11 protein-coding genes are annotated in these 11,453 nt (G+C 63.5%); 6 read left to right on the top strand and 5 right to left on the bottom strand.

The window, feature by feature from the left end; translation table 11 throughout:
* Positions 1-161: 161 nt before the first annotated feature.
* From LPA35_RS04150 to LPA35_RS04130, 5 genes are all read left to right on the top strand, one after another.
* On the top strand, positions 162-2,723 hold the full coding sequence (locus LPA35_RS04150; protein WP_055395892.1) for a PAS domain S-box protein: 2,562 nt from the start codon (positions 162-164) through the stop codon (positions 2,721-2,723).
* Entirely contained in the window at positions 2,720-3,346 is a 627-nt protein-coding gene (locus tag LPA35_RS04145; protein WP_007848524.1) for a response regulator transcription factor, read from the top strand. The genes LPA35_RS04150 and LPA35_RS04145 overlap by 4 nt, the downstream gene beginning before the upstream one ends.
* A 72-nt stretch (positions 3,347-3,418) precedes the next feature.
* Positions 3,419-4,273, top strand: a complete 855-nt coding sequence (gene folD / locus LPA35_RS04140) for a bifunctional methylenetetrahydrofolate dehydrogenase/methenyltetrahydrofolate cyclohydrolase FolD (protein ID WP_228895231.1) — start codon at positions 3,419-3,421, stop codon at positions 4,271-4,273.
* Positions 4,274-4,345: 72 nt separating this feature from the next.
* Entirely contained in the window at positions 4,346-6,415 is a 2,070-nt protein-coding gene (locus tag LPA35_RS04135) for a M3 family metallopeptidase (RefSeq protein WP_228895228.1), read from the top strand.
* A gap of 76 nt (positions 6,416-6,491) precedes the next feature.
* Positions 6,492-7,145 carry a DUF4124 domain-containing protein gene (locus LPA35_RS04130; RefSeq protein ID WP_370108469.1) on the top strand — a complete coding sequence of 218 codons (654 nt, stop codon included), beginning with the start codon at positions 6,492-6,494 and terminating at the stop codon, positions 7,143-7,145.
* Between the two features lie 95 nt (positions 7,146-7,240).
* On the opposite strand, the gene rpiA is transcribed toward LPA35_RS04130, so the two are convergent.
* Positions 7,241-7,930, bottom strand: a complete 690-nt coding sequence (gene rpiA / locus LPA35_RS04125; protein ID WP_121506478.1) for a ribose-5-phosphate isomerase RpiA — start codon at positions 7,928-7,930, stop codon at positions 7,241-7,243.
* Positions 7,931-7,967: 37 nt separating this feature from the next.
* On the opposite strand from rpiA, the gene LPA35_RS04120 reads away from it, so the two are divergent.
* Entirely contained in the window at positions 7,968-9,020 is a 1,053-nt protein-coding gene (locus LPA35_RS04120) for a quinone-dependent dihydroorotate dehydrogenase (protein WP_228895226.1), read from the top strand.
* Between the two features lie 106 nt (positions 9,021-9,126).
* Here the strand turns inward: LPA35_RS04120 and LPA35_RS04115 are convergent, their stop codons facing one another.
* From LPA35_RS04115 to LPA35_RS04100, 4 genes are all read right to left on the bottom strand, one after another.
* Entirely contained in the window at positions 9,127-9,459 is a 333-nt protein-coding gene (locus tag LPA35_RS04115) for a hypothetical protein (RefSeq protein ID WP_121420102.1), read from the bottom strand.
* Positions 9,459-9,854, bottom strand: a complete 396-nt coding sequence (locus tag LPA35_RS04110) for a phage holin family protein (RefSeq protein ID WP_055395878.1) — start codon at positions 9,852-9,854, stop codon at positions 9,459-9,461. Before LPA35_RS04110 ends, LPA35_RS04115 begins: the two co-directional genes overlap by 1 nt.
* A 42-nt stretch (positions 9,855-9,896) precedes the next feature.
* The gene (locus LPA35_RS04105; protein ID WP_008904788.1) at positions 9,897-10,199 is read right to left on the bottom strand and encodes a DUF883 family protein; all 303 of its coding nucleotides are present in this window, start codon (positions 10,197-10,199) and stop codon (positions 9,897-9,899) included.
* Between the two features lie 146 nt (positions 10,200-10,345).
* Positions 10,346-11,443, bottom strand: coding sequence for an NAD(P)/FAD-dependent oxidoreductase (locus LPA35_RS04100; RefSeq protein WP_228895224.1), 1,098 nt, complete (start codon positions 11,441-11,443; stop codon positions 10,346-10,348).
* Between the last annotated feature and the right edge of the window lie 10 nt (positions 11,444-11,453).

Below are 11,453 nucleotides of genomic sequence, written 5' to 3'. Positions count from 1 at the left end.
TCTCCTGTAGGTGTGGCAGCAATTTAGTACGTTGGCTCTAGTTTCGCATATTTTTTTAGAATTTCAAATGGTGCCCATGCATTTCATATTGCAAGAAAATGCTGCGAACGCACATTGCACGTGCCCCGGATTCCAGGCTGCGGCTCCCCTACACTTGAAGGATGGATTCCCTGCCCCCTCACCCCTCCCCCACAGCCATGGTCGTGGCGGCGCCCGCCCGCTGGTGGCGCAAGTGGTGGCGCGGGTTGTCGCCAACCCGGCAGGACCGGTTTGCAGCGCTGGCACCCTTGGCTGCCGTGCTGATGTTTCTGGCCGCCATCGTGGCGGCGTTCTGGTATTTGCGCGCCGAAGAAGCCGAGCGCGAACAAGAAGCCCTACGGCGTGACGTGGAATACGCGCAACAGCGTGTGCGCCTGCGGCTGCTGGAGCGGCAGGAACAGCTCATGCGCATTGCGCGTGACCTGTCCAACCAGGAGCTGGAACGCACGGAGTTTGTGAGCCGTGCCGAAAGCCTGATCAGCCAATACCCCGAACTGCAGGCCATCACCTGGATCGACGAGCGCCGCCGCATCCGTGCCAGCCATGCAGCGCCCACGCTGGCCAGCAGCGAGTTGCGCATTGCCGGCGAAGTGCTCAAACCCGGCGACACGGCCGACACCTTTGGCCTGGCCCGCGACCTGCAACAGCCGGTGTACGCCCAGCCGGCCGCAACCTCGGGCGATTCAACCCCGCTGCTCCAGCTGCAGGTGCCTTTGAACAACCAGGGCAAATTCAGCGGGGTGGTGCTGGGCGAATACTCCATCGACAGCCTGCTGCGCTACGGCACGCCGACCGAGGTGCTGGCGCGCTACGCCGTCACGCTGCTCGATGGCAAGAACCAGGTGCTGGCCGGAACCCCCCTGGGACCGCGCAACACGGCCACACAGCTCCTGCCTTGGTCACCCCGCGCCAACGAATACGAGGTCCCCGTCTCCCCGGTGGGCAACGGGCTGGTGCTCAAGGCGCAGGCCTACCGCACCTCGCTGGGCGTGGTGGGCAGCGGGCTGTTCTGGCTGGTGGGCACGCTGAGCGCGATGACAGCCTGGATGCTGATCGCCACCTGGCGCCATACCCGCCGCCGCATGCAGGCCCAGCAGGCCCTGGTGGCCGAGACGAACTTCCGCCGCGCGATGGAGAACTCCATCCTGACGGGCATGCGCGCGCTGGACATGGAAGGCCGCATCACCTATGTGAACGCCGCTTTCTGCCAGATGACTGGTTGGAGCGAGGCCGAATTGGTGGGCCTGAAAGCACCCTTCCCTTATTGGCCCGACTCCGACCACGAAGCCTTGCACGCCAAGCTGCGCGACGAACTCTCCGGTAAAACGATCGTGGGCGGCTTCCAGGTGCGGGTACGGCGCAAAAGCGGCACTCTTTTCGATGCACGGCTCTACGTGTCGCCCCTGATCGATGCACACGGCCAGCAGACGGGCTGGATGACCTCGATGACGGACATCACCGAGCCCAATCGCATCCGCGAACAGCTTTCCGCATCGCACGAGCGCTTCACCATCGTGCTGGAATCGCTGGACGCCTCGGTGTCCGTGGCGCCGCTGGGCAGCGAAGAACTGCTGTTCGCCAACAAGCTCTACCGCCAATGGTTCGGCTCGCAGACCGGCGGCCACCTGCAGCTGGTGGCGCAGGCGGGCGTGGTGCCCGTGGCGGGCACGGAGCACACGGGCATGGACGACGAAGACGGACTCATGGGCCTGCCCACCGACCCACTCACCAGCGCCCGCACCGAGAACGCCGAAATCTACCTGCCCGACCTGGGAAAGTGGCTCGAAGTACGCTCGCGCTACCTCAACTGGGTGGACGGCCGACTGGCCCAGATGGTGATTGCCACCGACATCACCCCCCGCCGCCAGGCCGAGGAGCAGGCGGCACGCCAGGCCGAGCGCGCCCAATCCGTCAGCCGCCTCATCACCATGGGCGAGATGGCCTCCAGCGTGGCGCACGAATTGAACCAGCCGCTCACGGCCATCAACAATTACTGCAGTGGCATGGTCTCGCGCATCCAGAGTGGCCAGCTGACCGAAGAAGCGCTGCTCACGGCACTGCAAAAGACCGCCCACCAGGCCCAGCGCGCGGGCCAGATCATCCAGCGCATCCGGGCCTTTGTGAAGAAGAGCGAGCCCAACCGCACCCTGGCCGACGTGCATTCGATGGTCAACGAAGCCGTGGAGCTGGCCGACATCGAGCTGCGCCGACACAACGTGCGCCTGACGCACTATGTGGCCGCCCGCCTGCCGCCCGTGATGGTGGACACCATCCTGATCGAGCAGGTGCTGGTCAACCTGATGAAGAACGGCGCCGAAGCCATCCAGCACGCCAACCGTCCACCGTCGGGTCGTAGCGTGGAACTGCGCGTGGTGCCCAAACACGTCGAAGACCGCGAAGTGGTGGAATTTTCGGTGCAGGACACCGGCAAGGGCCTGGCCCCCGAAGTGCTGGAGCGCCTCTTCGAAGCCTTCTTCTCCACCAAGGAAGAAGGCATGGGCATGGGCCTCAATCTGTGCCGCAGCATCGTCGAGTCGCACCAGGGCAGGATGCTTGCGGAGAACCTCTACAATGGATCCGAGGTCACGGGCTGCAAGTTCTCCTTCTGGCTGCCGCTTGCCAAGCCTGCTGATGCCACTACAAATTCTGTAGCAAACATTCAAAAACCAAGGACAATTGCATGAGCTTGATTCCGAAAAAAGGCACTGTCTACGTTGTGGACGACGACGAGGCAGTTCGCGATTCCCTGCAGTGGCTGCTGGAAGGCAAGGACTACCGGGTGCGTTGCTTTGATTCGGCCGAGACCTTTCTCTCACGCTACGACCCCCGCGAAGTCGCCTGCCTGATTGTGGACATCCGCATGGGCGGCATGACGGGCCTGGAGCTTCAGGATCGACTGATCGAGCGCAAGTCCCCCCTGCCCATCGTGTTCATTACAGGCCACGGCGACGTGCCCATGGCTGTGAACACCATGAAAAAAGGCGCGCTGGATTTTATCCAGAAGCCTTTTGACGAAGAAGAACTGGTCGGACTCGTCGAGCGCATGCTCGACCACGCCCGCGAGGCCTTCGCCGGCTACCAGCAGGCCGCCAGCCGCGATGCCCTGCTCTCCAAGCTGACCAGCCGCGAAGCCCAGGTGCTCGAACGCATCGTGGCCGGTCGCCTGAACAAGCAGATTGCCGACGACCTGGGCATCAGCATCAAGACGGTGGAGGCGCACCGCGCCAACATCATGGAGAAGCTCAACGCCAACACCGTGGCCGACCTGCTCAAGATCGCCCTCGGCCAGAACGCCCCCAAGGGTTGATACTCACATTTTGATAGCTGATCGCGCTTGCTGATAAAGCGCTAGAGACCAATTTGACTCATATTCTCTGACATGACAGCCCAACTCATCGACGGCAACGCCCTTTCCCGCCAACTGCGCGCCGACGTGGCGCAACGCGCCGCCTCCCTGAAAACCCGTGGCGTCACCCCCGGGCTGGCCGTTGTCTTGGTGGGCGACAACCCTGCCAGCCAGGTGTATGTGCGTAACAAGGTCAAGGCTTGCGAAGACAGCGGCTTGTACTCCGTCCTCGAAAAGTACGAGGCCGACATGACCGAAGCCGCGTTACTGGCCCGTGTGGAGGCCCTCAACAACGATCCGGCCATTCACGGCATCCTGGTGCAGTTGCCCCTGCCCAAACACATTGATGCGCAGAAGGTGATCGAAGCCATCTCGCCCGCCAAGGATGTGGACGGCTTTCACATCGCCAGCGCCGGGGCTCTGATGACCGGCATGCCCGGCTTCTGGCCATGCACACCCTATGGCTGCATGAAGATGCTGGAAAGCATCGGCTACGAGCTCAAGGGCAAACACGCCGTGGTCATCGGCCGCAGCAACATCGTGGGCAAGCCCATGGCGCTGATGCTGCTCGGCCAGAACGCCACCGTCACCATTTGCCACAGTGCCACCCAGGACCTCAAGGCTCAAACCCTGCAGGCCGATGTGATCGTGGCCGCAGTCGGCAAACGCAATGTGCTGACCGCCGACATGGTCAAGCCTGGCGCCGTGGTGATTGACGTGGGCATGAATCGCAATGACGAAGGCAAACTCTGCGGCGACGTGGACTTTGACGGCGTCAAGGAAGTGGCCGGCTGGATCACCCCCGTGCCTGGCGGGGTTGGCCCCATGACCATTACCATGCTGCTGGTGAACACCATCGAAGCCGCTGAGCGCACTGCAGGGCACTGACCTGGGTCAGTGCTGTCGATGTCGGCGGCTTTGCAACTTGAACCTGCGCCATCTGGCGCCATCTGATTTCGCATGAGCAACGCCCTTCTCGACTTCTCGGACCTCCCCCATTTCGACCGCATCACACCGCAGGACGTGGCGCCTGCCGTGGATGTTCTGCTGGAGCGTGCCAATGCCGCGCTGGAGACCGTCACCGCACCCGACTTTCCAGCCCGCTGGGATGCGATTGCGAAAGTGCTGGATGTGGCCACCGAAAGGCTGGGCACCGCCTGGGGCAGCATCAGCCACCTCAACAGCGTGGCCGACACCCCTGAACTGCGCGCAGCCTACAACGCCGCCTTGCCCAAGGTCACCGAGTTCTGGACGCGCCTGGGTGCCGATGAACGCCTGTACGCCAAGTACAAGGCCATCGACCCCGCCACCCTGACTGCAGAGCAGCGGCAGGCACACCTGAACGCGGTGCGCAACTTTGTGTTGAGTGGCGCGGAGCTGACCGGTGCCGCCAAGGAGCGTTTTGCGCAGATCCAGGAACGCCAGGCCGAGCTGAGCCAGAAGTTCAGCGAAAACGCCCTCGATGCCACCGACGCCTACGCTTACTACGCCACGGCCGAAGAGCTCGATGGCATTCCAGACGATGTCCAACAGGCCGCGCTGGCCGCAGCACAGGCAGACGGCAAGGAAGGCTACAAGCTCACCCTGAAGATGCCCTGCTACCTGCCGGTCATGCAGTTTGCCGCGCGCAGCGACCTGCGCGAGAAGCTCTACCGCGCCTATGTGACCCGTGCCTCCGACCAGGCTGAGGGCGATGCACGCAAATTCGACAACACAGCGCTGATCAGCGAAATCCTGGCACTGCGCCGCGAAGAGGCCCAACTGCTGGGCTACGCCAATTTTGGGGAAGTGTCCGTGGTGCCCAAGATGGCCCAATCACCGGCGCAGGTGATCACCTTCCTGCGTGATCTGGCCCGACGCGCCCGCCCTTACGCCGAGAAGGACATCGCCGACCTGCGCGCGTTTGCCGCCGAACACCTGGGCCTGGCCAATCCGCAGGCCTGGGACTGGCCCTACATTTCCGAAAAGCTCAAGGAAGCGCGCTACGCCTTCAGCGAGCAGGAGGTCAAGAAGTACTTCACGGCGCCCAAGGTGCTGGCAGGCCTGTTCAAGATCATCGAAACCCTGTTCGAAGTGTCCATCCGGCGCGACACGGCCGCCGTCTGGCACCCAGCCGTTGAGTTCTACCGCATTGAGCGCACGCACCCGGAGGGCGCCCATAAGGGCACCCAGCTGGTGGGCCAGTTCTACCTCGACCAACCTGCACGCACCGGCAAACGCGGCGGCGCATGGATGGACGATGTGCGCACACGCTGGCTGCGCCCCGACACGGGCGTGCTGCAAACCCCGGTGGCGCACCTGGTGTGCAACTTCGCCAGCGGCGTGGACGGCAAGCCACCGCTGCTCACTCACGACGACGTGATCACCCTCTTCCACGAGTTCGGCCACGGCTTGCACCACATGCTCACCCAGGTGAACGAGCGCGACGTCTCGGGCATTGGCGGCGTGGAGTGGGACGCGGTGGAGCTGCCCAGCCAGTTCATGGAGAACTTCTGCTGGGAATGGGATGTGCTCAAGCACATGACGGCCCATGTGGACACGGGCGAGCCCCTGCCCCGCGCGCTGTTCGACAAGATGATTGCCGCCAAGAACTACCAGAGCGGCATGCATACGCTGCGACAGATTGAGTTCTCGCTGTTCGACATGCTGCTGCACACCGAACACGACCCGGCCCAGGACATCATGCCTCTGCTGGACCAGGTGCGCCGCGAAGTGGCCGTGCTGCAGCCCCCGGCATTCAGCCGCACGGCACACACCTTCAGCCATATCTTTGCGGGCGGGTATGCCGCTGGCTACTACAGCTACAAATGGGCCGAGGTACTGAGTGCAGACGCCTACGCAGCCTTCGAGGAAACCGCGGGAAGCGACGGTCTGCCGAGTATAGAAACGGGTCGCCGCTACCGCCAGGCCATTCTGGAAGCCGGTGGCAGCCGCCCTGCGATGGAATCGTTCAAGGCCTTCCGGGGCCGCGAGCCCAGCCTGGAAGCCCTGCTGCGCCACCAGGGCATGGCGGAAGAATCGACTGCCTGAGCGAACCGAACCCACGGCCTGAAATGCACACGTTGCACCCAGGCCTGACGACAAAGAAGGAGCAAGGAGAATGAACATGCACAAGCCACTGACCGCCCCCCTGTTGGCGACTTTGCTGATGACACTGGCCTGCGCCAGCGTGCAAGCACAAGGCGTCTACCGCATCGTCGGCCCGGATGGCAAAGTGACGTTTTCGGACCGACCTCCCGCCGACGCCAATGCCAACGCGCAGCCCGCCCGCACGGCCAACGAGGCGCCCGCTATTGCCAACGGCGCGCTGCCCTACGAGCTGCGCCAGGTTGCCAACCGCTTTCCGGTCACTCTCTACACCGGCAACGACTGCCCGCCCTGCACCTCTGCGCGCAACCTGCTCACGTCACGGGGTGTCCCGTTCACCGAGCGCACCGTGTCCAGCAACGAAGACATAGCGGCGTTTCAAAGGTTGAGTGGCGGTACCGGCCTGCCCTTCGGCACCATCGGCGGCCAGCAGCTCGCAGGCTTTTCCGAAGGGGAATGGGTACAGTATCTGGACGCTGCGGGTTACCCGAAACAATCCGCACTGCCCCGAAACTACCGCCAGCCAGCGCCCACGCCATTGGTGGCCGTCAAGGCGGCAGAACCCGCAGCAGCGGCCTCGGCCCCAGCGCCCGCAGCGCCTTCCAGGGCACGCCCGCCCGCACCTGTCAATGATGGGCCATCACCCAGCAATCCCGCAGGTATCCGGTTCTGATCTCGGAGTGCGGGAACGCGCGGCCAACTGGCAAAACAAAGGGGCCTATTCAGGCCCCTTTTTCTTTGCCGGAAAAACTGCTCAGGAGTTCATGCTCAGTAGGTGAGCGTTTTCACACCCTGTGCGGTGCCCAACAGGCAGACAGACGCCTTCTGGTGGGCAAAAACCCCCACCGTCACCACCCCCGGCCACTGGTTGATGTCGGATTCAAACGCCAACGGGTCCGCGATCGAGAGCCCACGGACATCCAGGATGTGTTGACCGTTGTCGGTCACCAGGGGTTGCCCATCCCGCATCCGCAGCTGCGCCTGCCCCCCCATCGCCGCAAAACGCCGTGCAATGTGGTTGGCAGCCATGGGGATCACCTCGACCGGCAAGGGAAACTGCCCCAGCGCCTGGACCAGCTTGGATTCATCGGCAATACACACAAAACGCGTGGCCAGTGCCGCGACGATCTTCTCGCGCGTCAGCGCAGCGCCACCGCCCTTGACCATATGGCCTTTGCCATCGATCTCGTCGGCACCGTCGATGTAGACCGCAAGCGAAGCCACTTCGTTGGCATCAAACACTGGAATACCGAGCGCCTTGAGCCGCTCCGTGCTGGCCACCGAGCTGGAGACAGCACCCTTGATCTGGTCCTTGATGGTAGCCAGTGCGTCAATGAACTTGTTGACGGTGGAGCCGGTGCCTACGCCCACAATCTCGCCAGGCACCACATATTGCAGTGCGGCTTGGCCTACCAGGGTCTTGAGTTCGTCTTGGGTCAGGGAAGGAGTGGTCGTCATGGGAGAAAATCAGGGGTAATCCTTGAATTATCCCTCCATGTCCCTGATCCCCTACGCCCTCACCCGCCCCTTTCTCTTTGGCATGGATGCCGAGACCGCCCACGAACTCACCATGGACATGCTGGCACGCGGGCAGCGCACTCCGCTGCAGTGGGCCTGGTGCAACGAAACCGTGGACGACCCCGTGGAACTGGCAGGCCTGACCTTTCCCAACCGCGTGGGTATGGCGGCAGGCCTGGACAAGAACGCCCGCTGCATTGACGCGCTCGGTGCCATGGGCTTCGGCTTTGTCGAAGTGGGCACGGTGACGCCCAAGGCGCAGCCCGGCAACCCCAAGCCGCGCATGTTCCGCCTGCCCGAAGCCCGGGCGCTGATCAACCGCCTGGGCTTCAACAACGAGGGCCTGGACGCCTTCCTGCACAACGTGCAGCAGGCGCAATTTCGAACCCAAAGCCGCAAACATCCCCTTCTGCTGGGCCTCAACATCGGAAAGAACGCCACCACCCCCATCGAGAATGCCACCAGCGACTACCTGACCTGCCTGGAGGGCGTCTATGCCCACGCTGACTACGTCACAGTCAACATCAGCTCACCCAACACCCAGAACCTGCGCGCTCTGCAAAGCGACGCTGCCCTGGACGCCCTGCTGGGTGCCATCGCCGAAAGGCGTGAGGCCCTGGCCACACAGCATGGCCGCCGCGTGCCGGTGTTTGTGAAGATTGCCCCCGACCTCGACGAAGCCCAGTTGTCCGTGATCGCCGCCACACTGCAACGCCACGGGATGGACGGCGTGATCGCGACCAATACCACCATCAGCCGCACTGCCGTGCAAGGCCTGCGCCATGCAGGAGAGACCGGCGGCCTGAGCGGAGCGCCGGTTTTGGAGGCCAGCAACCAGGTCATCCGCCAGTTGCGGGCCGCACTGGGCAGCCGCTTTCCCATCATTGGTGTGGGCGGCATCATGAGCGCAGAGGATGCCGTCAGCAAAGTCCGCGCGGGCGCCGACGTGGTGCAGATCTATACCGGACTGATCTACGAAGGCCCCGCTTTGGTGGTGAAGGCCGCAAAGGCCATCAAAGCCATGGGTTGAGTCCAGGTCGCCCCGCTGAACCGGAAACACAAAGAGCCGCTGTGATCAGCGGCTCTTTGTGTTTGCGAGAGGCAGGCCGCCTTGCGCAGGTGCGTGCAGCACCGGCCTAGCGCCGCAGCCGCATCAACATGGGCAGCAGCACACCCGCCCAACGAATCAGGCGGCGCGGCCCTGCCACCAAGGCAACCCCTGCCATGGCCGCAACCGCCAGGGGATGCTCCCGCGCAAACCCTGCAGCGCGAAGCGCCATGGATTCGTCCATGCCGCCTGCCCCAGGGTCACGCTGCGCCAAGGCCAGCGACTGGGCCCGCGCAGCCCTGCGAGCGCGAAGACGTTCGCGTTGCAGGGCAATGCGGTCCAGCACCCGCTGCTGGGCAGCCGTCGGCGGGGGAAACACAGGCTGCGACATGGGAGATGGAGATGAAGGGGTCGTCGCCATTACAAACGCTCCTTGATGTCACGCCAGTCCTGTGCGAGTTCGCGGCGCGTGAGGGCGAAGCCATTGCCCGCCTTCTGAACCACGGAAACCAGCGACATCAGCGTCGCGGCCCATCCCACAGTCCACACGGCCGCGACCAACCAGGCCACCAGCGTGCGATGGGGGGTATCCCAGAAATGAACCAGCACCGCCAACGAAAGCATGATCAAGGCCACCACCGTGAGCCCTGCCACCACGATGGTCAACACCAGCATCTGCTGCAGGCGTTGTTTCTGATCCTGCCATTCCAGACGGGCGAGGTCCATCCGGTCTTCGGCCGCAATGGCGCCTTCGATCACATTGGCGCGCCACCGGGCCACCAGCGACTCCAGCCCCAGAAGAGAAAGCCAGTTCATGCGCAGCCCCCGTGTTGTGCAACCGAGCCCTGACGGCCCGGATCAGCGGCGTGCAAGCAGGAAGCCCACCAGCGCGCCCACCGCCAGTGCGGCCCCGGCCACGCGCCATGGTTCATCATGCGCATAGCGGTCGGCTGCAAGTGCCGCTTCTTTGGCCTGGCGGGCGGCATCTTGCGCCGCACGCACGGCAGACTCGCGCACGTTGTGCATGCCATCGTCAAGACGCTGGCGCAGCAGCTTGATTTCCGGAACCGCGTCGAGATCTTTGTTGGCCAGTAGCCCCCGCAGATCAGAAACCAGCTTTTCCAGTTCGCCCTGGGTCGTGGTGGTGTCGGAAGCAGTCATACAAGCCTTTCTTTAAGCAACAAAAAAATCAGTCAGCCCTGTCGGCAGAGCCGTGCAAAACACCAGTTCATCTTAGTCACCCGCTCTGTTCCCCTTCGTAGGACGGGGTCTCAAGAGGTTACCGATTGCAAATGGCTTGCCCCAGATCAAACGAGTGCGGCCACATGTTCTGCAATCGCCAGAGAACTTGTCAACCCCGGGGACTCAATGCCAAACAGGTTCACGAGACCGGGGATGCCATGGACTGATGACCCCTGGATCACAAAGTCCGCTGCCGGCTCATCCGGTCCGTGGATCTTGGGCCGCATGCCCGCATAGCCGGGTGCCAGCGCCCCGTCGCGCAGTGCGGGCCAGTACTTGCGGACCTCGGCGTAAAACGCATCTCCGCGTGCGGGGTCTACCAACAGGTCATCTGGCGAATCCACCCACTGCACGTCGGGGCCGAACTTGGCCTGCCCACCCAGGTCCAGTGTCAGGTGCACGCCCAGGCCTGCAGCCTCGGGCACGGGGTAGATCAAACGGCGGAAGGGGGCTTTGCCAGACAGCGTGAAATAGCTGCCTTTGGCATAGCGAGCATGGGGCACATGATCCGCCCCCAGCCCCGCGAATCGGCGGGCCAGCCCGGGGGCGTGCAGCCCTGCTGCATTGACCACCGTGCGCGCTCGCAAGCGCGTACCGTCGAATGCTTCCAAATTTATAGCATCTTGCGCACATTCCGCAAGCGCCAGGGGCGAATTCAGTGCAACAAGTCCCCCCGCATGCTCCAGATCGCCCTGCAGCGCGAGCATCAGGGCATGGCTGTCCACAATGCCGGTACTGGGCGAAAACAAAGCGGCAACACATTCCAGCGCAGGCTCCATGGCCTGGGCTTCATGGCGACCCAGCCAGCGCAGATCCAGCACGCCGTTGGCTTGCGCCCGCGCCTGGATGGACTCAAGACTCGACAACTGGCCCGGCGAGGTTGCCACCAGGAGTTTGCCGCAGCGGCGGTGAGGCACATTGCGCTCAGTGCAGTAGGCATACAGCATGTCTCGGCCTCGCACGCACAGCTTGGCCTTCAACGAATCGGTAGGGTAGTAGATCCCGGCATGGATCACCTCGCTGTTGCGCGAGCTGATACCCGTTCCGATGGCATCGGCAGACTCCAGCACCATCACTTCGCGGCCCTGCAGGGCCAGCGCCCGCGCGACGGCAAGGCCCACGACACCCGCACCAACCACCACACAATCAACAGCATCCGCCATCACTCAGCCC

The organism is Acidovorax sp. Leaf73, assembly GCF_916855635.1.
Lineage (GTDB): Bacteria > Pseudomonadota > Gammaproteobacteria > Burkholderiales > Burkholderiaceae_C > Acidovorax > Acidovorax facilis.
This window is presented reverse-complemented; position numbering and strand designations above follow the sequence as displayed.